Genomic DNA, 23,841 nt, shown 5'->3' with positions numbered 1-23,841 from the left:
GATCGTCCCCTCGCTCAGCGCAGCTTCGGGTCGAGGGCGTCGCGGACCGCGTCGCCCAGCATGATGAAGGCCAGCACGGTGATCGACAGCGCGGCCGCCGGGAAGAACATCACGTACGGGGCGGTGCGGATCACCTTCTGCGCCGAGGAGATGTCGATGCCCCAGGAGATGGTGGGCTCCTGCAGACCGATGCCGAGGAAGCTCAGCGTGGCCTCGACGGCGATGTAGCCGCCGAGCGCGATGGTCGCGACCACGATCACCGGCGCCACGGCGTTGGGCAGGATGTGCCGGAGCATCAACCGGCCGGTACCGGCCCCGAGCGCCTTGCCCGCCATCACGTAGTCGGCCTGCTTGACCGTCAGCACCGCGCCGCGCATCACCCGGGCGATCTGGGTCCAGCCCAGGACGGCCAGCGCGATCACCACGCTCCACACCGTGCGGGCGGAGAAGGCGCCCAGCAGCACCAGCGCGCCCAGCAGCAGCGGGATGCCGAAGAAGATGTCGGTGATCCGGGAGATCACCGCGTCCGCCCAGCCGCCGAAGTAGCCGGCGAGCATGCCGGTCAGCCCGCCGAGGAGGGTGACCAGGGCGGTGACGCAGATGCCGACCGTGATGGACGCGCGCGCCCCGTAGATCACCCGGGCGTAGATGCTCCGGCCCTGCCCGTCGTAGCCGAACCAGCCCGCGCCGAAGAAGTCCGTCCAGTCCGGCCGCTTGAGGTAGTCGTTGACCAGGTCGGAGGCGCGCGGGTTGGTGTCGGTGAACGCCCAGGGGAAGATGGCCATGATCACCAGCAGCAGGATCAGCACCACCGAGATCAGGAAGATCGGCCGGGTCCGCAGGTCCCGCCAGGCATGGCCCCAGAGACTGCGGGCCTCCTCGCGCTTGGCCGGGTCCGGCTCGATCAGCGTGTCCTCTTCGACCACCCGGCCCTGCTCGCCCGCGTAGTCCAGGTGGTCGACACCGGGCTTCGGGTGGGGCTCGAACCCGCTCTCGTCGTGGATGTCAGGCATAACGGATCCTCGGGTCCAGGACCGCGTACAGCAGGTCGACGAGCAGGCTGGCGACCAGGTAGACGATCACCAGGACGGTCACGATGCCGACCACGGTGGGCCCTTCCTTCTGGTTGATCGCCCGGTACAGGACGTTGCCGATGCCCTGCACGTTGAAGATGCCCTCGGTGACGATCGCGCCGCCCATCAGCGCCCCGAGGTCGGTCCCGAGGAAGGTGACCACCGGGATCAGCGAGTTGCGCAGCAGGTGGCGGGTGATGATGGTGCGCCGGGGCAGGCCCTTGGCGGTGGCCGTGCGGATGTAGTCGGCCCGGAGGTTCTCGCCGATGGACGTCCGGGTGAGCCGGGCGACGAACGCCAGTGACAACGACCCCAGGACGATGGCGGGCAGGATGAGTTGGGAGAGGTCGGTGGAGTCCTGGACGGTCGGGGTGACCCAGCCCAGATTGGTCGCGAAGATGGTCTGCGCGATGTAGGCCAGCACGAAGACCGGGATCGAGATCACGACCAGGGTGAGGACCAGCACCACCGTGTCGACGACGCTCCCGCGGCGCAGGCCCGAGAGCACCCCCAGCGTCAGGCCGACGACCAGCTCGAAGACGAAGGCCATCAGCGCGAGCCGGATGGTGACGGGGAACGCGTCCGCCATGATCTCGGACACCGGACGGCCGGTGAAGCTCGTCCCGAAGTCGCCCTGGAACAGGTTGCCCATGTAGTGCAGGTACTGCTTCCAGATCGGCTGGTCCAGGTAGTACTTCTGCCTGAGGGCCGCCACCTGGGCCGGGTCGGCGGCCTTGTCGCCGAAGAGCGCCACGATCGGGTCGCCCGGCAGGGAGTAGACCATCAGGAAGATCAGCAGAGTCGAGCCGAAGAACACCGGGATCATCTGCAGCACTCGCCTGAGTACGTAGCTGCCCATCGCGCCTCCTTCCTAGAGGACTGAGTGCCCGGGCCCCGCCCTCCGTGCGGGGAGGACGGGGCCGGCGGGGGTGGGCCCCTCCTGCCCCGCGGGCCCGCTCCCCGGGCCTGCCGGGGGCGGGTGGCCGCGGGAGGGTCAGCCCTTGACCTCGACCTGGGTCCAGGCCGGGTTGCCGAAGGAGTCGAACACGACGTTCTGCACGTTCGTGGAGTAGCCCGAGTTGGTGCGGTAGTACCAGAGCGGGATGGCCGGCATGTCCTGCTGGAGCACCGCCTCGGCCTGCTGGTAGCCGGTGGCCGAGGCCTGGATGCTGTCCGCCTGGTCGGCCTGGGTGGCCAGCTTGTCGAACTCGGGGCTGCTGTAGCCGAAGTCGTTGGACGCGGCGCCGGTGCGGTAGACGTCGGCCAGGAAGTTGGCGTTCAGCGGGTAGTCCTGCACCCAGCCGGTACGGAAGGCGCCGGTGACGGTGTGGCCGGTGATCGCCGCGCGGGCGGTCTTGAAGTCGACCTTCGGGTCGCCGACGCAGTCCACCCCGGTGTTCTGGCGGATCGAGTTGCAGACCGCGTCGACCCACTCCTTGTGGCCGCCGTCCGCGTTGTACGTGATCGTCAGCTTGTTCCCGGGGACGCCGCCGCCCTCGGTGATCAGCTGCTTCGCCTGGGCCGGGTCGAAGTTGCAGAAGTTCCCGCAGTTGCCCTGCTTGTAGCCCTCGACGCCCTCGGCGACCCAGGCGGAGGCGGGGGCGCGCGAGCCCTGCAGCACCGTCTTGGTGATGGTGGCCCGGTCGATGGCCATCGAGAGGCCCTGGCGGACCTTCGCCTTCTCCGGCCCGGCCCAGTCGGGCTGGTACAGCGGGAAGCCGATGTTCTGGATGGCGCCCTGCGGGGAGTCGATCGCCCGGTCGCCGAGGTCGTTCTTGTACGTCGCCAGCGCGGAGGGCGGCACCTGGTCCATCACGTCCAGGTTGTTGGACTGCAGGTCCGCGTACGCCGCCTCGGCGGTGGTGTACATCTTGAAGACGACGCCACCGTTCTTCGGCTTGTCCACGCCCTGGTAGTTCGGGTAACTCTTCGTCACGACCTGGGAGTTGTGCGCCCAGCTGACGAACTGGTACGGCCCGTTGCCGATCGGGTTCTGGCCGGCGGCGGCCGGGTCGTTGTAGAAGCTGTCCGGCAGCGGCGAGAAGGCGATGTAGCCGAGCTTGTACTCGAAGTACGAGACCTTGGTGGTCAGCTTGATGGTGAAGTGCGTGTCGTCGGTGACGGTCAGCCCGGACATCGTCGTGGCGGTCGGCGCACCGCTGTCCGGGTGGACGTCCTTGTAGCCCTGGATGTCGGAGAACCACGAGCTGTTGATCTGGTTGTTGGTGGTCGTCGCGGCCCAGTTCCAGGCGTTCACGAAGTTGCTCGACTTGACCGGCGTGCCGTCGTGGAAGGTCCAGTTGGACTTCAGCGTCACGTTGAAGGTCTGCGAGTCACTGGTGTCGATCGAGTCCGCCACCTGCATCCGCAGCGTCGCGTTGCTCGGGTCGTAGTCGACCAGCCCCTTGAAGAGGTTCTGGATGATGCGACCGCCGCCCGCCTCGTTCGCGTTCGCGGGCTGGAGCGGGTTCTGCGGCTCGCTGCTCTGGTAGCTGAAGGTCTTGCTGGCATCCGACGAGCTGCTGCCGCCTCCCCCGCTACTGCCACACCCGCTGGCCACCAGGGCCACCGAAGTCGCAGCGGCGAGGACCCATCGAACGCGGGTGGCTTCGGGCATGGAGGTCCCTCCTCAGGGTGTCTTGTCGCATCACACCCCATGAGAAGCGCGCCGTTTCGGCGGCGCGACCCGGATACCGCCGGATGGGTGCGCAGCGCCACCGGCAGGGGGCCACCCGAGGGAGCCGGACGGCCGAACCGACCCGGAAAGACCGAAGGACCCGCAGCCGAGGCTGCGGGTCCTTCGGGAAAGAGCCAGGTCAGGCGGCGACCGGCGCCACGACCTCGGCGAAGTGGCAGGCGGAGTCGTGCGCCGCCGGGCCCTTCAGCAGCTCCGGCACGGCCAGCAGCGGCACCTCGGTGGAGCAGCGCTCCTCGGCCTTCCAGCAGCGGGTGCGGAAGCGGCAGCCCGACGGCGGGTTGGCCGGCGAGGGGATGTCCCCGGAGAGGATGATCCGCTCGCGGTTCTCCCGGCCGGTCGGGTCCGGCACCGGAACCGCGGAGAGCAGCGCCTGGGTGTACGGGTGCGTGGCGTGGTCGTAGATCTGCTCGTCGGTGCCGATCTCGACCATCTTGCCGAGGTACATCACGCCGACCCGGTCGGAGATGTGCCGGACGATGGAGAGGTCGTGCGCGATGAACATGTAGGACAGGTTGAACTCGGTCTGCAGCTGCTCCAGCAGGTTGATGACCTGCGCCTGCACGGAGACGTCCAGCGCCGAGACCGGCTCGTCGCAGATGATCACCTCGGGCTTGAGCGCCAGACCCCGGGCGATGCCGATCCGCTGGCGCTGGCCGCCGGAGAACTGGTGCGGGTACCGGTTGATGTACTCCGGGTTGAGCCCGACCACGTCCAGCAGGTCCTGGACGGCCTTGCGGCGGTCGCCCTTCGGCGCCACCTCCGGGTGGATCTCGTACGGCTCGCCGATGATGTCGCCCACCGTCATCCGGGGGTTCAGCGAGGTGTACGGGTCCTGGAAGACCATCTGGATGTTGCGACGGACGGCCTTCAGGGCCTGGCCGGACAGCCGGGAGATGTCCTCACCCTTGAACAGGACCTGGCCGGAGGTGGCCTGCTCCAGGTTCATCAGGACCTTGGCCAGGGTCGACTTGCCGCAGCCGGACTCGCCCACGATGCCGAGCGTCTCGCCCTGCATCAGGGTGAAGCTGATGCCGTCGACCGCCTTGACCGCGCCGACCTGCTTCTTGAAGAGGATGCCCTGGGACAGCGGGTAGTGCTTGACCAGGTCCTTGACCTCCAGGATGGGCTCAGCCATGGAGGGTCTCCTTCCAGAGGTGGCAGGCGCTCGCGCGACCGGCGATCTCGGCGTCGTTCTTGTCCATCACCTGGTGCAGCGCCGGGATCTCGGTGCGGCACAGGTCGGTGGCCAGCTCGCAGCGCGGGTTGAACGCGCAGCCGGCCGGGACCTTGAGCAGGTTCGGGGGCAGGCCCTTGATCGCGTAGAGGTCCTGGCCCTTCTGGTCCAGGCGCGGGATCGAGCGGAGCAGGCCCTTGGTGTACGGGTGCGCCGGGTTGGCGTACAGCTCGTGCACCGGCGCCGTCTCCACGATCCGGCCCGCGTACATCACGGCGATCTTGTCCGCGACGTCGGCGACCACGCCGAGGTCGTGGGTGATCAGGATCAGACCCATGTTGAACTCGGCCTGCAGCTCCGCGAGCAGGTCCATCACCTGGGCCTGGACGGTGACGTCCAGCGCGGTGGTGGGCTCGTCCGCGATGATCAGGTCAGGCTCCAGGGCCAGCGCCATCGCGATCATGATGCGCTGGCGCATACCGCCCGAGAACTGGTGCGGGTAGTCGCCCACCCGCTGCTTCGCGGCCGGGATCCGCACCCGGTCCATCAGCTCGATCGCCTTGGCCTTCGCCTCCTTGCGGGAGGCGCCCTGGTGCACCCGGAACATCTCGCCCAGCTGGTACCCGACGCTCAGCACCGGGTTCAGCGAGGACAGCGCGTCCTGGAAGATCATCGCGATCTTCCGGCCACGCAGCTTGCGGCGCTCCTCGTTGCTCATCTTGAGCATGTCCTGGCCGCGGAAGAGGATCTCACCGGAGGTGATGCGGCCGGGAGGCATGTCCAGGATGCCCATGATGGTCTGCGCGGTGACGGACTTTCCGGAGCCCGACTCGCCGAGGACGGCGAGGGTCTCGCCGGCCGCGACGGAGTAGTTCACGCCGTTGACGGCCTTGGCGATGCCGTCCCGGGTCACGAACTCGACGTGCAGGTCCTTGACCTCCAGCAGCGGCGTGCCGGGGGTGAGGCGCCCGCTCTCGGGGGCGACCTTCGGGTCTATGACGGTGGTCATGATGCGTCCGCCTCTCTCAGCGCAGCTTCGGGTCGAGGGCGTCGCGCACCGCGTCGCCGAGCATGATGAAGGCCAGAACGGTCAGGCTCAGCATGCCGGCGGGGAAGAAGAGCGCGAACGGGGCGGTGCGGATGACCTTCTGGGCCGAGTTGATGTCGATGCCCCAGGAGATGGTCGGGTCCTGCAGACCGATGCCGAGGAAGCTCAGCGTCGCCTCGGTGGCGATGTAGCCGCCGAGCGCGATGGTCGCGACCACGATCACCGGGGCGATCGCGTTCGGCAGGATGTGCTTGACCAGGATCCGCGAGGTGCCGGCGCCCAGGGCCTTGGCGGCCGTGACGTAGTCGGCCTGCTTGACCGTGATGACCGAACCGCGCATCACGCGGGTCATCTGCGTCCAGCCGAGCGCGACCAGGGCGAAGACGACGCTCCAGATCGTGCGCGAGGTGAAGGCGTTGAGGATCACCAGGGCGCCGAGCAGCAGCGGGATGCCGAAGAAGATGTCGGTGACGCGGGAGATGATCACGTCGACCCAGCCACCGAAGTAGCCGGCCAGCATGCCGGTGATGCCGCCGAGGATGGTGACACCGGTGGTGACGCAGATGCCGACCACGACCGAGGCGCGAGCGCCGTAGATCACCCGGGCGTAGATGCTGCGGCCCTGGCCGTCGTATCCGAACCAGTCCGCCTGGAACAGGTGGCTGTAGTTCGGCTTGGTCAGGAAGTGGGTTCGCAGGTCGCCGGCGCGCGGGTCCACCGAGGTGAACAGGCCGGGCGCGATGGCGATCACGATCAGCAGCAGGATCAGCAGCGCCGAGAGCACGAAGATCGGGCGGCGGCGCAGGTCGTGCCAGGCGTCCGAGCCGAGGCTGCGGGCCTTCTCGGGCTTGGGCTCCGCCGTACCGCCCGCGCGCTGCGCGGGGATGTCGGCGGACTTCTTCTGGATCAGGTCAGGCATAACGGATCCTCGGGTCCAGGACCGCGTAGAGCAGGTCGACGATCAGGCTGGCGGCCAGGTACACGAGCACCAGGACGACCACGAAGCCGGAGACCGTGCCGCCCTCCTTGAGGTTGATCGCGTGGTAGAGCGCGTTGCCGACGCCCTTGACGTTGAAGATTCCCTCGGTCACGATCGCGCCGCCCATCAGGGCGCCCAGGTCGGTGCCGAGGAAGGTGACGACCGGGATCAGCGAGTTGCGCAGCAGGTGGGTACCGATCACCCGGCGCTTGGGCAGGCCCTTGGCCACCGCGGTGCGCATGTAGTCGGACCGGACGTTCTCCACGATCGAGGTACGGGTCAGCCGCGCGACGTAGGCCAGCGACAGCGAGCCGAGCACGAAGGCGGGCAGCAGCAGCTGGCCCAGGTTCATGGAGTCCTGGACGGTCGGGGTGACCCAGCCCAGGTTGGTGGCGAAGACCGTCTGGAAGACGAAGCCCAGCACCGGCACCGGGATCGAGATCAGCAGCAGGGTCAGGACCAGGGTGCCCTTGTCGAAGGCCTTGCCCCGGCGCAGGCCGGAGAAGAGACCGATGGTCACGCCGAGCAGGATCTCGATGGCGAAGGCCATCAGCGCGAGCCGGATGGTCACGGGCATCGCTTCGGTGATCACGTCGAGGACCTTGCGGCCCGACATGGTCTCGCCGAAGTCACCCATGAACAGCTTGCGCATGTAGTCGAAGTACTGCTCGACCAGGGTCTTGTCGAGGCCCAACCGGTGCTTGAAGGCGGCGAGCTGAGCCGGATCCGGCGCCTTGTCGCCCCACATCGCACTGACCGCGTCTCCGGGAAGCGCACGCACCATCAGGAAGATGAGCGTGACGGTCCCCAGGAAGACCGGGATCATTTGGAGCAGTCGCCTCGCGACAAAGCGCCCCATCGTTCCTCCATGTTTGTCTCTGACGGGCCGTCATCCCGGGTCAGAGGTGAGTCGGCGTGCCAACGGCCGGTGCCAGTCCTGCCCTTGTGGGGATGGGACGGGCACCGGCCGCTACCTGTTCAGCCGTGCGGTGCCGGGCTGAACTACTTCTGCTTGACCTCGACGCCGGTGAAGACCGGGTTGCCGAAGGAGTCGAACTTCACGTTCTGGACGTTGTTGGACCAGCCGGAGTTGGTCTTGTAGTACCAGAGCGGGATGGCCGGCATGTCCTTGGCCAGGACGGCCTCGGCCTGCTGGTAGAGGTCCGCGGTCTTCTCGACCGAGGTGGCCTGGTCGGCGGCCTGGGCCAGCTTGTCGAACTCCGGGCTGGAGTAGCCGGCGTCGTTCGCGGAGGCGCCGGTGCCGTAGACGTCACGCAGGAAGTTGGCGTTCAGGGGGTAGTCCTGGACCCAGCCGGTGCGCATCATGCTCGGCACGGCCTTCTTGCGGATGATGTCGCGCGAGGTCTTGAAGTCGGGCTTCGGGTCACCGAGGCACTCGACGCCGGTCGACTGGCGGATCGAGTTGCAGACCGCGTCGACCCACTCCTTGTGACCACCGTCGGAGTTGTAGATGATGGTGATCTTGTTGTTCGGCACGCCGCCGCCGGCCTGGATGAGCTCCTTGGCCTTGGCCGGGTCGAACTTGCAGGCGTCGCCGCAGGCGCCGGCCTTGTAGCCCATGACGCCCGGGGCGACCCAGCTGTCGGCGGGCTGACGCGAGCCGTTCAGCACGGTCTTGGTGATGGTGTCGCGGTCGATCGCCATCGACAGGCCCTGGCGGACCTTGGCCTTGTCGACGCCGGCCCAGTCACCCTGGTACAGCGCGAACGAGATGTTCTGGATGGCGCCCTGGGCCTGGTCGACCGCGCGGTTGCCGAGGTCGGTCTTGTAGGAGGCCAGGTCGGTCGGGTCGACCTGGTCCAGCACGTCCAGGGTGTCCGAGGTCAGGTCCTTGTAGGCCGCCTCGCCGGACGAGTAGTTCTTGAAGACGATGCCGCCGTTCTTCGGCTTGTCCGTGCCGGCGTACTTGTCGTACGCGGCCAGGGTGATCGCCTTGTTGTGCTCCCACGAGACGAACTTGTAGGGGCCGTTGCCGACCGGCTTCTGGCCGTAACCGGCCGGGTCCGCGAAGAAGCCGGTGGGCAGCGGGAAGAAGGCCGAGTAGCCGAGCTTGTACTGGAAGTACGAGACCGGGCCGGTCAGCTCGATGGTGAAGTGGGTGTCGTCGACGACCTTGAGGCCGGACATCGCGTCGGCGGTCGGGTCACCCTTCTCCGGGTGCACGGCGTCGTAGCCGGCGATGTCGGAGAACCAGTCCGAGTTGATCTGGTTGTTCTTGGTGTTGGCCGACCAGTTCCACGAGTCGACGAAGGACTTCGCGGTCACCGGGGTGCCGTCGTGGAAGGTCCAGCCGGACTTCAGGGTGACGGTGTAGTTCTTGGCGTCAGTGGTCTCGATCTTGTCGGCCACCTGGTTGCGCAGGGCGCCCGAGGTCGGGTCGTAGTCGACGAGGCCCATGAAGAGCTGCTTCACGATGCGGCCGCCCTGGTTCTCCATGGCGTTGGCCGGCTGGAGCGGGTTCTGCGGCTCCGCGCTCTGGTAGCTGAAGACGCCCTGGGCGTTGACGGCACTGTCGGAGCTGCCACCGCTGGACGAACCGCTGCCACAAGCAGTTGCGGCGAGGGCGACCGCAACAGCTGCGACGACCCACTTGGCCTGGCTGGCACCGCGCACGGTGTGCCTCCTGAAATCCGTGTTTGCAAACGTGGAGAGCACCGGAAGGAGTGGCCGGCAACAGCGCCTGGCCGGCGGTGCTTCCTCGCTCGAGGTTCGGCGCGCACCCCTGCGCGTAACCCTTGCCCGAGCCTGACTGCACCCACTATCCGTCACACACGGAGACGAAAGTGACGAATACGGATCTCAATTAGGTCACATGAACGGTCGGTAAGTTTCGAAAATCGGACATATGAGACATAGCCAGACAGGTATTAAACGGACAGTTGTCATGTATGACGGATTGTCACGTTCGCTCAGCGGACATTCGGGCGTGATAGAGGCCTCAGAGGTGCTACGCGCGTCGACAGCGCTCCGTTAACAGACAGCGTTCACTTAACAGTCGGGATTGCGGTTAACGCGGCCCCTCGCCGGCGCCCGGGGGGGCACAAAGCAGAAACCGCCGCGGGCATGACACGACAGACGGGCCCATCGATCCGTGGACGATCCGATCGGATGGCACGGGGCGGTCCGGGAAGGCCGGGAGCCCCCGGGCGGGCCCCTCGGCGCCGCCGCGGGCACGCAGAACGGCCGCCGTCCCGCTCCCCTGTCGGGGGAGCGGGACGGCGGCCGGTGGCGCTACGACCGTGGCGTCAGGACACCGCGGCGAACGTCAGCACGCCGGAGCGGGCGTCAGTTCTTCTTGGCGCGCGAGGCCGTACGGCCGCGCTCCTTCTGGTCCAGGACGACCTTGCGGATGCGCACGGTCTCCGGGGTCACCTCGATGCACTCGTCCTCGCGGCAGAACTCCAGCGACTGCTCCAGCGAGAGCTTGCGCGGCGGCACCAGGTTCTCGGTGGTGTCGGAGGAGGCCGCACGCATGTTGGTGAGCTTCTTCTCCTTGGTGATGTTGATGTCCATGTCGTCCTGGCGCGAGTTCTCGCCGACGATCATGCCCTCGTACACCTCGGTGGTGGGCTCGACGAAGAGCGTGCCGCGCTCCTGGATGCCCATCATCGCGAACGGCGTCACGACACCGGCGCGGTCGGCGACCAGCGAACCGTTGTTGCGCATCCGGAGCTCGCCGAACCACGGCTCGTGGCCCTCGAAGATGGAGTGCGCGATGCCGGTGCCGCGGGTGTCCGTCAGGAACTGGGTGCGGAAGCCGATCAGGCCGCGCGACGGGACGATGAACTCCATGCGGACCCAGCCGGAGCCGTGGTTCGTCATGGTCTCCATGCGGCCCTTGCGGGTCGCCATCAGCTGGGTGATGGCGCCGAGGTACTCCTCGGGGCTGTCGATGGTCATCCGCTCGACCGGCTCGTGGGTCTTGCCGTTGATGACCTTGGTGACGACCTGCGGCTTGCCGACGGTCAGCTCGAAGAGCTCCCGGCGCATGGTCTCGACCAGGATGGCCAGCGCCAGCTCGCCACGGCCCTGGACCTCCCAGGCGTCGGGGCGCTCGGTCGGCAGCACGCGGAGCGAGACGTTACCGATCAGCTCGCGGTCCAGGCGGTCCTTCACCATGCGGGCGGTGACCTTGTGGCCCTTGCCGCCCTTGCCGACCAGCGGCGAGGTGTTGGTGCCGATGACCATCGAGATGGCCGGCTCGTCCACCGTGATCAGCGGCAGGGCGACCGGGTTCTCCAGGTCGGCCAGGGTCTCGCCGATCATGATGTCCGGGATGCCCGCGACGGCGCAGATGTCGCCGGGGCCGGCCACCTCGGCCGGCTTGCGGGTGAGCGCCTCGGTCATCAGCAGCTCGGTGATCTTGACCTGCTGGACGGAGCCGTCGCGCTTCATCCACGCGACCTGCTGGCCCTTGCGCAGCTCGCCCTGCTCGACGCGGCAGAGCGCGATACGGCCGAGGAAGTTGTCGGCGTCCAGGTTGGTGACGTGCGCCTGGAGCGGGGCGTCCTCGTCGTAGACCGGGGCCGGGACGTGCTCCAGGATGGTGGAGAAGAACGGCTCCAGCGAGTCGCTGTCGGCCGGCACGGTCCCGTTCTCCGGCTTGGTCATCGAGGCGACGCCGTCACGCGCACAGGCGTAGACGATCGGGAACTCGATCTGCTCCTCGGTGGCGTCGAGGTCCAGGAAGAGGTCGTAGGTCTCGTTGATGACCTCGTCGATCCGGGAGTCCGGACGGTCGGTCTTGTTGATGCAGAGGATGACCGGGAGCTTCGCGGTCAGGGCCTTGCGGAGCACGAAGCGGGTCTGCGGCAGCGGACCCTCGGAGGCGTCGACCAGGAGGACGACCGCGTCGACCATCGACAGGCCGCGCTCGACCTCACCACCGAAGTCGGCGTGGCCGGGGGTGTCGATGATGTTGATCGTGATCGGCGCGCCACCCTCCTTGGGGTGGTACTTGACGGCGGTGTTCTTCGCGAGAATGGTGATGCCCTTCTCGCGCTCCAGGTCGTTGGAGTCCATCATTCGGTCGTCGAGGTGCTGGTGGGCGGCGAAGGCGCCGGCCTGCTTCAGCATGGCGTCGACCAGCGTGGTCTTGCCGTGGTCGACGTGGGCGACGATGGCAACGTTGCGGATGTCATTGCGCGTGGGCATGCGGAGCGGATTCTCCCGGAGTCGTGGGTTACGGCGCCCGGCTGCGTGACGCCGACCTGCGATCCCTGTTGATCGCCGCCGCCCGTTCCGCCTGCTACTACCGGTCCACCCGCCGGGCAGACACGCCACGGCTTTCTCCTATGGTACTGGGAACCACCCAGCTGGGCCGAAACGGCCACTTGCCCCCGGCCCCGGAGCGGGGGTGTCGTCGGTCACCCGGCACGGTCGTGACCGTCCGGACGGGTCCGGGAGAGGGCCTCCGGGCCGCGTCCTGCGGTCGCGCCCGGACAGCGGTCGGAACTGGTCGACGGCGGTCAGGTCGACGTCGATCGCGAACGGCGGCGCGAGCTTCAGTTGCTCGGAAGGGCCCGGTCCGGCATCTTCTCGCGAGTCATCGTCGCTCCACGGGCGGGAGTCCGGCCCTGGCACTCAGCGTATCGGCACGGTTCCCGTCCGGGTTCACGCTTTCGTGGGGATTGGTTCGTGGGGATTGGTCAGGTCGTGGCCAGGAATCCGAGGTCCTGGTAGCGCGGCCGGGCGAAGCCGTACGCTCCCGCGCCGGCCACGCCGTTGCGGACGGCGACCAGGTCGGGGCGCTGGTAGAGCGGGACGGAGTGGCCCAGCTCCCAGATCCGGGCGTCGGCCTGCTGGAGCAGGGAGCGCTCGGCGGCCGGGTCGAGTTCGGCCGCGGCCCGGTCGAAGAGGAGGTCGATCTCCGCGGTGCCGGTCCGGGCGTAGTTGGAGCCGAGCCTCGGGGCGCCGTCCGGACCGGGCTGCGGCTTGGCGTAGACGGCCCGCTCGTCGGTGGCCGGGGAGGCGGTGGCGGGCCAGGAGAACAGGGCGAGGTCGAAGTCGCCCGCGGCCAGCGGGCCGCTGACGAAGCTGTCGACGGGGACGGCCTTGGAGTGCAGCGCGATGCCGGCCCCGGCCAGGTCCGCGGTCAGCGCCTCGGCGGTGCGCCGGGCGGTGGCCGAGCCCTCGGGCAGCAGCAGGGTGAGGCTGAGCTCCTTGCCGTCCTTGGACCGGGTGCCGGAGCCCGCGCTCTTCCAGCCGGCCTCGTCCAGCAGCCGGGTCGCCGGGACGTCCCCGGCCGCGCCGCTGTTGTCCTGGTACCCGTCCTGGCCGACCGCCAGCAGGTGGTTGCCGAGCGGGGTGGCCGGCAGGCCGAGCGGGGTGAGGGCGGCGTCGGCGGTCTTGCGGCGGTCGACGGCCCGGGCCAGCGCCCGGCGGACGGCCGGGTCGGTGAGCGGCGCCCGGGACGCGTTGAGGGTGAGTTCGGTGAGGGCCGGGGCGGCCGCCCGGTGCAGCGAGAGCCCGGGCAGGGACTCGGCCCGCTTGAGCGCCTGCGCGGAGGCCACGGCCAGCGCGACGCCGGCCGAGTCGGGCGGCGCGGCTGCGGCCGAGGGCGCGGAGGCGGAGGCGGAGGCGGAGGCGGAGGCGGAGGCGGAGGCGGAGACGGAGACGGACGCCGCAGTCTGCGAGGACGGTACGGCGGCCCCGGACGGCACGGTGGTGGCCGCGGCCTGGGCGAGCGCGGGCTCCGGACCGCCGGCCCGGTCGACCGCCTCGGTGAGCGTCGCGATGTCGAGCTTGCCCTGGTCGAGGGCGTCCAGCCGGGCGGCCGCGGGGGTGGCGAGGAAGTCGATCCGCTCGGCCTTCGGCGCGTCGCCCCACCACTTCGGATTGCGGACCAGCGCCGCCCGGCCCGCCGTCCGGTCCCAGTCGGCGAGCAGGAAAGGTCCGCCGGAGGTGTGGAACTCCCCCGCGAGCGGTTGGTTGAACGCCTCCGGGGAGCCGGTGGCGGAGGCCGGGTAGAGCGGGCCGAAGAGCGCCCGCCACTGCCCGTAGGGCTGCTTGAAGGTGACCTTGACCTCGCCGGGGCCGGCGCCCTGGGTGATCGAGTCGATCGCGTCGTACCCGGCCGGCCGGGCCGCCTGGTAGGCCGGGTTCACCCCGGCCAGGGCGCTGCGCTGGGCGCTGAAGTCGGCGACCGAGAGCGGGGTGCCGTCGCTCCAGACCGCCTTGGGGTTGAGCCGGTAGGTGACGACCTGCGGGGTCTGCCCGGCCGGGGTGGACTCGGCGGAGAGCAGGTAGTCCGGGTCGGCGGTGGGGCGGGCGTGCTCGTCGAAGCGGAAGAGCGAGGGCAGCACGGCCCGGGCGATCAGCTCGGAGTCGGCGGTGGCCGCCGGCTGGTACACGTTGAGCGTGCTGGGGACGGCGTCGACGGCCCAGCGCAGGGTGCCCCCCTCGCGGACCTGGGCGCGGTCGGCGGCGCTGACGTCGGAGGCGGCCACGGCGGTAGGCGCCGGGTCGTCCGAACAGCCGGCCAGCATGCCGGTGAGGAGCAGCGCGGCGGCTGCGGCGGTGATCTGGCGGGCGCGCATGCTCGGCTCCGTCGGCTGGTCGGGTGACCCGATGACCGGGGTGGGTCACCACTCAACGCGACGGCGGCGCCGGGCGCGGGCCCGACACGGCGGACGGCCGCGCCGAAGCACCCGCGTGGCGGACAGCCGGGGTGCGGCGGGCCGGGCGGCCGGCGAGGGGCGGCCGGCGGGCCGCCGCGCCGGTCAGGGGCTCAACTCGAACCAGACGATCTTGCCCTTGGGGGTGCGGCGACTGCCCCAGCGCTCCGCGAGCAGACTGACCAGCTGCAGGCCGCGGCCGCCCTCGTCGGTCTCCTGGGCGCGGCGCTGGCGGGGCTGCGCGTAGCCGTCGTCCCAGACCTCGCAGACCACCGTCCGGTCGCGCAGCAGCCGCAGCCGGATGTCGCCCCGGCCGTGCCGCAGGGCGTTCGTCACCAGCTCGCTGACCAGCAGCTCGGTGGTGTCGACCAGCTCGTCCAGGCCGCGGGCCAGCAGCCAGCTGCAGGCCAGCTCGCGGGCCTTGGCGACCGAGGTCGGCTCGGGCGGCAGGCGCCAGTCGCCGACGGAGTCCTCGGGGAAGGCGTGCACCTTGGCCATCAGCAGGGCGATGTCGTCCTCGCCGTGGTGCGGGTTGAGCTCGCCGAGGACGTGGTCGCAGAGGTCCTCCAGGCTCTTGGCGCCGGCCGACAGCGCCTGCCGGAAGGCGCGCAGGCCCTCGTCCAGCTGGTGCTTGCGGGACTCGACCAGGCCGTCGGTGTACAGGCCGAGCAGGGCGCCGTCCGGGAGGGTCAGCTCGACCTCCTCGAAGGGCTCGCCGCCGACGCCGAGCGGCAGGCCGGGCGGGACGTCGAGCATCCGGGCGCTCTCGCCGGGGCTGAGCAGGACCGGCGGCAGGTGGCCGGCGTTGGCGAAGACGCACCGCCGGGTGACGGCGTCGAAGACGGCGTACACGCAGGTGGCCAGGTAGACCTCGCGGGCCTCCTCGTCGGCGGGCGAGGTGAGCCGGCCGTACGGGGTGGTGCCGGCGGCCGGGGCGGAGTCGTCGCCGAGCCCGCGGGCGATCTCGTCCAGGGCGGTGAGCACCTCGGCGGGGTCGAGGTCGAGCATCGCGAGGGTCCGGACCGCGGTGCGCAGCTGGCCCATCGCGACGGCGGCCCGCAGGCCGCGGCCCATCACGTCGCCGATCACCAGGGCGGTGCGGTTGCCGGGCAGCGGGATGATGTCGAACCAGTCGCCGCCGACCTCGGTGTTGTTGTTGCTGGGCAGGTAGCGACAGGCGATCTCCAGGCCGCTGGCGGCCGGGTTGCCCGGGGGCAGCAGGCTGCGCTGCAGGATCAGCGCGCGCTCGTGCTCACGGCGGTACAGCCGGGCGTTGTCGATGCAGACGGCGGCGCGGGCGACCAGTTCCTCGGCGATCGCGACGTCGCGGGCGTCGAAGGGCTCGCTGCCGATCGCGCGGGAGAGCTGGACCAGGCCGAGCACCTGGTCCCGGGCGACCAGCGGGACGATCAGGGTGGAGCGCAGCAGCGGGTCCGGCCCCGGCTCGGGGGCGACGCTGCGCCCGGTGCGCAGGGCCCGGGCGTGCGGGGAGCGGCGCGGGTAACAGAGCGTGCCGCCGGCCTCGGCCACCGGGAACCCGGCCACCGAGCCGAGCACCGAGGAGGCGCCGCCGACCACGCTGGAGACGGCGACCCGGCGCAGCTCGCCGCAGCCGTCGGTGAGCACCGGCTCGCCGAGCCGGGCCGACCGCGGGGCGTTCTCGCCGGTCAGCAGCGCGGTGTAGAGGTCGACGGTGGCCAGGTCGCAGAACGGCGGGACGACGACGTCCAGCAGTTCCTTGGCGGTGGTCTCCAGGTCGAGGGTCGAGCCGATGTGCGCGCTGGCCTCGTTGAGCAGTGCGAGATTGCGCCGGACCCCGTCGGCCTCGCGCTCGGCGACGTGGCGGCTGGTGACGTCCGAGACCTGCCCGGCGACGCCCATCGGCTGCCCGCCCCCGCCGTCGAGGCGGTAGAGCGAGATGGCCCAGAGCCGGTTGCCCTCGACGGCGGGGGCGTGGAAGCGCAGGTCGAACACGGGCTCGCCGCTGTCCAGCACCTTGCGCAGGGCGGCGGCCAGGCGGTCGGCCTCGGAGGGCGGGAAGAGGTCGTACGGGGTGAGGCCCTCCAGGTCGCCGGGGCCGAGGCCGACGCCGGAGGCGAAGGCGTCGTTGACGCGCTGCAGGCGCAGCCGGGCGTCGAAGAGCACGAACCCGGTCGGGGTCTGCCCGAAGACGGCCTCCGAGGCCGCCAGGTCGGTCTCGATCCGGCGCAGCCGGCCGAGGTCGACGGCCAGGCAGGTCGCGCCGGAGGCGGGCAGTGCGCTGTCGGGCATCAGGTACAGCTCGGCGAGGCTCTCGGCGCCGGTGGCGTCGCGATAGGGGGCGGTGCCGACCCACTCCTCGCCGCGGAGGATGTTCTCCAGCCTGGCCCGGCCGCGGGCCCAGAGCTCGCGCGGCACGAAGGTGGTGATCGGGTCGGCGCCGACCGCCTCGGCGGCGGGCAGGCCGAAGAACTCGGCGGCGCGGTCGCTCCACTGGCTGATCCGGCCGTCCGGGCCGATCGCGAAGGTGGCGACGCGGATGTAGTCGTAGATCGATCCGGGCTGGCCGTGGCCCCAGCGGGCCAGGTTCGCGGGCGCGGGCCTCGGCAGTCCGCCGGGAGCGGTGGACTGTCCGGGCACGGCGACATGACCGCTGCTGATCGGCGCGCTCCGCGCCGGGGTGCTGTTCAACGGACCGACCCCTCCAACCCGCGACCGTCCGGATGTCGAGAAGACCGAGTATTCATCATCGAGGGGTGAGCGCACACGCCCTCAACATCACAACATCAGATCGGGCGAAGGTTTTTGTCCGGACGCCCGCGCAACCACAATGCCACGCCCGCGCCCCCTGCTGTCGTGCGCGCCCCCTCGGACCGCCGTACGCCATGTCATGTCCCGATCTACTCGCGTCACCTCTCGTCCGGCTCCATACCCGGGAGCGCCTGTTCGAACCAGACGACCTTGCCGATTCCTTCGGCCCGCGCCCCCCAGCGAAGGGCCATCCGGCGGACGAGTTCCAGCCCCCGGCCGCCCTCGTCGGCCTCCGCCGCGTGCCGCTCCCGGGGCGGGTCGGGCAGCGGGTCGGAGATCTCCACCAGCAGGGTGTTGCCCAGCGTCAACCGGACGCCGATCGGTGCGCTCGCATAGCGGACGGAATTGGTGACCAGTTCGCTGACCAGCAGCTCGGCCGTGTCGGTGAGCTCCTCCACGCCCCACTCGGCCAGGGTGGCCCGGACCAGCCGGCGCGCCCGGGCGACGGCGGTCGGCTCGGCCGGCAGGGTCCAGCCGGCCGTGGGGGTGCCGGCCTGCCCGTGGCCCAGCCGGGCCAGCAGCAGGGCGACGTCGTCGGGCTCCCGGCCCTGCTCCATGGTGCCCAGCACCGCCTCGCAGGCCTGCTGGATGGACGCGTACGGCTCCTCCAGCACCGTCAGCAGCCGGCCCAGGCCGACGTCGAGGTCCTTGTCGCGGGACTCCACCAGCCCGTCGGTGCAGAGCGCCAGCAGACTGCCCTCCGGGATCTTCAGCTCGACCGATTCGAAGGGCACCCCGCCGACCCCGAGCGGCGCCCCCGAGGGCAGCTCCAGCACCCGGCCGACCCCGCCCGGCAGCGGGCCGCCGGTGCGGGTCGGCTCCTCGGCGGCCTCCCTCGGGACGATCAGCACCGGCGGGATGTGCCCGGCCTTGGCGACCACCAGCCGGGCCGTCGCCGGGTCGAAGACGGCGTAGATGCAGGTCGCCAGCAGGGCCTCGTCCGGGCTCTGGGCGAGGTCGTCGGTCAGCTCGTGGACGTGCCGCAGCAGGACGTCCGGCGGCAGGTCCAGGCCCGCCAGGGTGCGCACCGCCGTCCGCAGCCGGCCCATCGTGGCGGCGGCCCGCAGGCCGTGACCCATCACGTCGCCGACCACCAGCGCAGTACGGTCGCCGGGCAGCGGGATGACGTCGAACCAGTCGCCGCCGACCTCGGTGCCGCTGCTGCCCGGCACGTACCGGTAGGCGACCTCCACCCCGGTCGGCTGCGGCACCTGCTGCGGGAGCAGGGTGCGCTGCAGGGTGAGCGCCGCGGTGCGCTCCCGGGCGTACAGCCGGGCGTTGTCCAGCGAGCTGCCGGCCCGGTCGGCCAGCTCCACGGTGAAGGCGAGGTCGTCGCGGTCGAAGCCCTCGCGGTAGCCGGCCCGGCTGACCAGCAGCAGGCCGATCACGATGCCGCGGGCCCGCAGCGGCACCACCAGCATCGAGTGCACCCCGAGTTCCTGGGCGGCCTGCATCTTCGGGTCGGCCGGGTAGGTGACGTCGCTCAGCTCGTCCGCGCCGGACAGCAGCTCGGGCACGCCGGTGCGCAGCACCCGGCCGCAGGCGGAGTCCTCCGCGAAGGTGATCCTGGCCCCCCGGCGGAGCATCACCTCCACCTCCGGGCCGTCCTGGACCGAGGCGGTGCCGAGCTGCAGCAGGGAGGTGCGGCGGTCGTGACCGTGCCGGGGCAGGTCGTCCCCGTGCGCGACGGCCTGCAGCAGGATCACCGCCGCGTGGTCGGTCAGCCGGGGCACCACCGCGCTCGCCAGCTCCTGGGCGATCCGGGCGGCGTCCAGCAGGTCGCCGACCCGGGAGCCGAACTCGTTGAGCAGCGACAGCCGGCGGCGGGCGTGCTCGACCTTGGCCACCGCCCGGTACCGCTCGGTCACGTCCATCACGGTGCCGGAGATGCCGAGCACCCGGCCCGCCCGGTCGGTCATCCGGCTGTAGGAGATCGAGCGGAACCCGGCGCGGGCCGTCACCGGGGAGGCCAGGGTGACGTCGATGACGGGCTCGCCGGTGGCCAGCACCTGCCGCTGGATGGCGGTGATCTCGTCGGCGGCCCGCTCGGGCAGCGTCTCGCCGGTGGTCCGGCCGGTGTGCTCCTCGATCGGGACGCCGTTCATGTCGGCCAGGGTCTGGTTGACCGCGGTGTAGCGCAGGTCGGTGTCGAGCACCGCGATGCCCAGCGGGGACTGCTCGAACAGGGCGTCGCGCACCGCGAGGTCGCGCTCGACGGCCTGCAGGGCCCGCGCCTCGGTCAGCGCCACCTGGAGGAACGGGGTGCCGTCACCGTCCACCAGCAGCGAGATCCGGGCCTCGACGGCGACCGCGGGGCCCTCCCGGTGGCGGATCTCGGTCAGCCCGTGCCAGGCACCGGTCCGCAGCGTCGCCTGGATCGCCGCCCTGGTCCGGGCGACCTGCTCCTCGTCGCCCAGCAGTTCGTCGATCCGGCGGCCCACCAGCAGCTCGCTCGGCCAGCCGAGCAGGTCCTCCGCCGCCGGACTCCACAGCACCACCCGGGCGGAGGTGTCCAGGATCGCGATGGCCACCTTGACCACGTCGAAGAGGCTGCCCTCGGTCCGCAGCGGCGGCCCCTCCACCGGCGGCCCGGTGTCGGGGAACGCCAGCCCGGGACCGCCCCGGGTGCCCACCGTCGGGGGCCCCGGGTGGACGAGGGGCAGCGTGGTGCGGGGGCCGGCCGTGTCCTCGCGGCGGCGGGCGGCCGGGCCCGCGGCCCGGGTGCCGGAGCGCAGCCGGGCCCGCGCGGAGGCGCCTCCCGCCTGCGCGCGGCGCAGCGGGCCCAGGCCGGTGGGGGCCACGTGCCGCGGCCCCCGTCGGGGAAGGCCCTGGGCTCGTCGTTCTCCCTCGCCATTACCCGTACTCGACACCGACGGGGCCTCCGCCTCTCGGGCTGCGCACCTCGGCGGGGTGCCGGGGCGCGGAATGTCGTGGCCGATCCCAGGTCACGACCGGATCCGCCGGAACGGCCGACTCACCGATGGTGACGAATGCTGCCGAACAGTGACATACCCCGCGGAAACCGTGGCTATCCCGGCAGCCGTCCGGTGGTTTCCGATTGGCCTACCCGGCCCGCCGCGGTCGGTGCCGTGAGCGGGTCGCGGCGCGGGCGCCGGCGGGCGGCGGGCTCCCGAGGGGCCCGGAGGTGTGTCTGCGTCCGGGGTGTCCGGGAGCGCTCAGGAGGGCGCTGCGAGCCGCCGACGGGCCGGTACCGGCCCGGACGGGTCAGCCCCGGGCCAGCAGGCGGGCGACGTACGGCAGGACCTCACGGTCGTGCTCCAGCCACTCGACGTCGCCCAGTTCGCCCGGACCCAGCCAGCGCAGCTCGGAGTGGTCCTCCAGGGGCTGCGGCTCGCCCGACAGCAGCTCGGCCGCCCAGAACCGCAGCTCCAGCCCGGCCCGCACCGTCCAGCTGCCCGGCAGCGGCTCCAAGGCCTTGGCCCTGACGCCCAGTTCCTCCAGCAGCTCGCGCTCCAGCGCCTGCTCCTCGGACTCGCCGGGCTCGGCCTTGCCGCCCGGGAACTCCCAGCCTCCGGCCACCTCGGGCGGCGCGCTGCGCCGTGCGGCCAGCACCCGGCCCTGGTGGATGAGTGCGCCGCCGACGACGATCCGGATCTCCATGGCCACGACCCTATGCGGCCTCGGACTCCACCCAGTACAGCTGCTTGTGGCCGCGGGCCTCGAACTCGGCGGCCAGCCGCTCGGCCTCCGCCCGGTCCAGTCCGCCGGCGACCAGGTAGCGATTGCCGTTGTCGTCCTGCCGCATCACCCGGTACGTCTCCACCCGGGTGAGGGTAGCGGGCCCGGCCCGCGTGGGGGTCGAGCCGGGCCGGCCCTGGGCACGACGCTAGGCGCCGACCGCTACCGGCAGGTACGGGACTGGTTAACAGTGCGTAAGACCGGGGCCGGCGACGGCCGGACGGCCCCGGGCACGTCCCTGCGGCACCGGCCCCGCGTCAGACCTGGAGGTCGCCGGGGTGCTCGCCGGTGGACAGGCCCAGGGCCGCGCGGACGGCCTTCGCCTCGCCGACCGAGTCGCGCAGCAGGGCCTTCGCCCGCTGCACCGCCCGCGCCAGCTCCGCACCGTCCCGCGCCGTCTTCACCGCGTGCCAGGCCTCCACGGCGGCCGGCTTGCTGGCCACCATGGCCTCGCCCGGGCCCTTGGCCGCCTCCGGCCACGCGATCGCGGCCAGCTTCTCGCCCTCCTGCTGGGTGGCCTCGGCCATCGTCGCGGCCCACGCCCGGTAGTCCGCCGGGGCGTCCGCCACCTCGTCCTCCGGGATGTCCTCGGCCGCGGCGTTGAGCGGCTTCACCGCCTCCAGGTAGGCGAGCTGGGCCGGCGTCAGGGTGGTGCGGTCGGTCCGCAGCGAACCCTTGTGCGAGGCCTCGACGTCCTCCAGGACGCAGATCAACGAACCGCCGGAGGCCCGCCAGCTCCCCCGGGTCGGGTACATGTAGCTCAGGCCGACGCCGTCCGGGACGGCCCAGTCGTCCAGCACGTAGCTGTCGAAGACCGGCTTGCAGAGCGCGTCGGCCGACTTGAGGATCTTGTCCTCGCCCGGGTAGCCGCCGCCCTCGGCGGGCGCGATCGCCGCGGTGCCGGCCGCCTCCGAGTGGTGCGGGAGCGAGCAGGGCACCTTGGTCACCCAGGACACCTGCTGGTCGGCGTCGCCGGCGCCCGGCGCCGGGTTGTAGCAGTCGCCCTTGGCGACCTTGTCCCAGGTGACCGAACCGCGCGGGCCGACCGGCCGGCCCGGCGTGCTGCCGTCCTGGTCGTCGAGGGCCAGGCCGAAGGCCGTCAGCGCGCCCAGCAGCAGGCCGAGGACGCCCAGCACCACCCCGGCCACCGCCATGCCGCGGCCCCGCTCCTGCCGCTTGTGGATCTGCACCAGGGCGATCACCCCGAGCACCAGGGCGACCGGCGACAGGCAGGTCAGCGCCGTCACCAGCGAGCCGATCGCCAATCCGTTGGTGGGCCGCGGCGGGTACGCGTACATCCCCTGGAACCCGGACACCGCGCCCGGGGTGACCGCGCCCCAGCCGGTGGCCGGCGCGGTCCAGCCCGGCGGCGACTGGGCCCAGCCCGCGGGCGGCTGCGGCCGGTCGGCGGGCGGCGGGGTGGGCCCTGCGGCGTGGCCGAAGACCCCCGGGGCGGCGGTCTCGGCCTCGCTCGGCGGCGCCCACGGGTCGAAGGGCTCGGGAGCGACGGGCGGGCCGGCCGGCACGGCGTCCACCGGCCCCGCGGGCGCGGGCGGGGCGGCTTGCGCCGCGGCGGGCGCGGCAGAGGCGGGCGGGGCGGGCGCGGGGGCGGGCGGAGCGAGCGCGGGGGCGGGTGATGCGTCGGTGCGGGCCGTCGGAACGTCGGCCGTTCCGGTGGGCGACGTATCGACGGCGGGTGACCCGACCGCGGGCGCCTCCACCGCGGGTGCCGGGGCGGCGGGGCCGCAGGCGCCGTCCTCCGGGGAGCCCGGCCCGGCCTTCGACATGTTCGGCGACACCTTGAGCTCCCCCGGCCCGCCACTGGCGGGCACCAGTTCGACGACTGACCGACGCGCGACTCTATCGGACCAGCTCACCGGACCTTCACGGGCCCGTCACGTCCGCCCGGGGCAGTCTCACGCCCGGGCCAGCACCTCCCCGTGCAGCACCGCGAACCAGCCGTCCTCGGCCGCCGCCCAGCTGCGCCAGGCCGCCGAGATCCGCTCCAGGTCGGCCTGCTCGGCGAAGCCCTCGGCCAGGGCCGTCCCGGCGATCGCCGACTTCAGGATGCGGTCCGCCCACATGCCGCCCCACCAGGCACGCCGGTCGGGCGTCGCGTACGTCCAGGTGGAGGAGCCCGCCTCGACCTCGGTGAAACCCGCCGCCCTGGCCCAGGACAGCAGGCGGCGCCCGGCGTCGGGCTCACCGCCGTTGGCCCGCGACACCCGCTGGTACAGGGCGGCCCAGTCGTCCATCCCGGCCGGCCGCGGGTACCAGGTCATCGCGGCGTAGTCGGCGTCCCTGGCCGCCACCGTTCCGCCGGGCGCCGTGACCCGACGCATCTCGCGCAGCGCGGCGACCGGGTCGGCCACGTGCTGCAGCACCTGATGGGCGTGCACCACGTCGAACTCGCCGTCCTCGAAGCGCAGTCGGTGGACGTCGGCGACCTCGAACACCACGTTGTCCAGCCCGCGGGCCGCCGCGTTGGCCGCGGCCTGCTCCAGCACCTCGGCCGAACTGTCCACCGCGACCACCCGCCCGCCGGGGCCGACCAGTTCGGCCAGGTCCGCGGTGATCGTGCCCGGCCCGCAGCCGACGTCCAGCAGGGCCTGGCCCGGACGCAGCGAAGGCAGCAGGTAGGCCGCCGAGTCGGCGGCCGACCGGGACCGGTGCGAGCGCAGCACCGACTCCTGATGGCCGTGGGTGTAGGTGTTCTGATGCTCGGTCATGACGCCCCCTCGGA

The 23,841-nt window shown here is 71.6% G+C and carries 16 protein-coding genes; all 16 read right to left on the bottom strand.

What is annotated here, in order from left to right; genetic code table 11:
• Window positions 1-14: 14 nt before the first annotated feature.
• Window positions 15-1,013: an ABC transporter permease gene (locus J2S46_RS24885; protein WP_191294831.1), complete on the bottom strand. Its 999-nt coding sequence runs from the start codon at window positions 1,011-1,013 to the stop codon at window positions 15-17.
• On the bottom strand, window positions 1,006-1,932 hold the full coding sequence (locus tag J2S46_RS24880; RefSeq protein ID WP_191294832.1) for an ABC transporter permease: 927 nt from the start codon (window positions 1,930-1,932) through the stop codon (window positions 1,006-1,008). Before J2S46_RS24880 ends, J2S46_RS24885 begins: the two co-directional genes overlap by 8 nt.
• Before the next feature lie 135 nt (window positions 1,933-2,067).
• The gene (locus J2S46_RS24875; protein WP_191294833.1) at window positions 2,068-3,690 is read right to left on the bottom strand and encodes a peptide ABC transporter substrate-binding protein; all 1,623 of its coding nucleotides are present in this window, start codon (window positions 3,688-3,690) and stop codon (window positions 2,068-2,070) included.
• Window positions 3,691-3,889: 199 nt separating this feature from the next.
• Window positions 3,890-4,906 carry an ABC transporter ATP-binding protein gene (locus tag J2S46_RS24870; RefSeq protein WP_307351172.1) on the bottom strand — a complete coding sequence of 339 codons (1,017 nt, stop codon included), beginning with the start codon at window positions 4,904-4,906 and terminating at the stop codon, window positions 3,890-3,892.
• Window positions 4,899-5,954: an ABC transporter ATP-binding protein gene (locus tag J2S46_RS24865; protein ID WP_073926283.1), complete on the bottom strand. Its 1,056-nt coding sequence runs from the start codon at window positions 5,952-5,954 to the stop codon at window positions 4,899-4,901. Before J2S46_RS24865 ends, J2S46_RS24870 begins: the two co-directional genes overlap by 8 nt.
• A gap of 16 nt (window positions 5,955-5,970) precedes the next feature.
• On the bottom strand, window positions 5,971-6,912 hold the full coding sequence (locus tag J2S46_RS24860; protein ID WP_073926284.1) for an ABC transporter permease: 942 nt from the start codon (window positions 6,910-6,912) through the stop codon (window positions 5,971-5,973).
• Window positions 6,905-7,831 carry an ABC transporter permease gene (locus tag J2S46_RS24855; RefSeq protein ID WP_073926285.1) on the bottom strand — a complete coding sequence of 309 codons (927 nt, stop codon included), beginning with the start codon at window positions 7,829-7,831 and terminating at the stop codon, window positions 6,905-6,907. The genes J2S46_RS24860 and J2S46_RS24855 overlap by 8 nt, the downstream gene beginning before the upstream one ends.
• Window positions 7,832-7,974: 143 nt before the next feature.
• A complete protein-coding gene (locus tag J2S46_RS24850) occupies window positions 7,975-9,606 on the bottom strand; it encodes a peptide ABC transporter substrate-binding protein (RefSeq protein ID WP_191293973.1) in 1,632 nt (543 codons plus the stop codon).
• Between the two features lie 672 nt (window positions 9,607-10,278).
• A complete protein-coding gene (gene typA / locus J2S46_RS24845; RefSeq protein WP_073926287.1) occupies window positions 10,279-12,147 on the bottom strand; it encodes a translational GTPase TypA in 1,869 nt (622 codons plus the stop codon).
• A 494-nt stretch (window positions 12,148-12,641) separates the two neighbouring features.
• Window positions 12,642-14,531 carry an ABC transporter family substrate-binding protein gene (locus J2S46_RS24840; RefSeq protein WP_191293972.1) on the bottom strand — a complete coding sequence of 630 codons (1,890 nt, stop codon included), beginning with the start codon at window positions 14,529-14,531 and terminating at the stop codon, window positions 12,642-12,644.
• A 183-nt stretch (window positions 14,532-14,714) separates the two neighbouring features.
• Entirely contained in the window at window positions 14,715-17,279 is a 2,565-nt protein-coding gene (locus J2S46_RS24835) for a SpoIIE family protein phosphatase (protein WP_370882236.1), read from the bottom strand.
• A 218-nt stretch (window positions 17,280-17,497) separates the two neighbouring features.
• Window positions 17,498-20,200, bottom strand: coding sequence for a SpoIIE family protein phosphatase (locus J2S46_RS24830; protein WP_229913309.1), 2,703 nt, complete (start codon window positions 20,198-20,200; stop codon window positions 17,498-17,500).
• Window positions 20,201-20,624: 424 nt separating this feature from the next.
• Window positions 20,625-21,020 (bottom strand): NUDIX domain-containing protein, encoded by a 396-nt coding sequence (locus tag J2S46_RS24825; protein ID WP_191293970.1) that lies wholly within the window; start codon window positions 21,018-21,020, stop codon window positions 20,625-20,627.
• Window positions 21,021-21,030: 10 nt separating this feature from the next.
• Window positions 21,031-21,183: a hypothetical protein gene (locus J2S46_RS24820; protein ID WP_190214574.1), complete on the bottom strand. Its 153-nt coding sequence runs from the start codon at window positions 21,181-21,183 to the stop codon at window positions 21,031-21,033.
• A gap of 172 nt (window positions 21,184-21,355) precedes the next feature.
• On the bottom strand, window positions 21,356-22,885 hold the full coding sequence (locus tag J2S46_RS24815) for a DUF4190 domain-containing protein (RefSeq protein WP_307351169.1): 1,530 nt from the start codon (window positions 22,883-22,885) through the stop codon (window positions 21,356-21,358).
• A gap of 129 nt (window positions 22,886-23,014) precedes the next feature.
• The gene (locus J2S46_RS24810) at window positions 23,015-23,827 is read right to left on the bottom strand and encodes a methyltransferase domain-containing protein (RefSeq protein WP_191293968.1); all 813 of its coding nucleotides are present in this window, start codon (window positions 23,825-23,827) and stop codon (window positions 23,015-23,017) included.
• Window positions 23,828-23,841 lie beyond the last annotated feature (14 nt).

It is taken from the genome of Kitasatospora herbaricolor (assembly GCF_030813695.1).
Taxonomy (GTDB): domain Bacteria; phylum Actinomycetota; class Actinomycetes; order Streptomycetales; family Streptomycetaceae; genus Kitasatospora; species Kitasatospora herbaricolor.
Note: the sequence above shows the minus strand (reverse complement) of the source record. Positions and strands in the feature narration are given on the sequence as shown.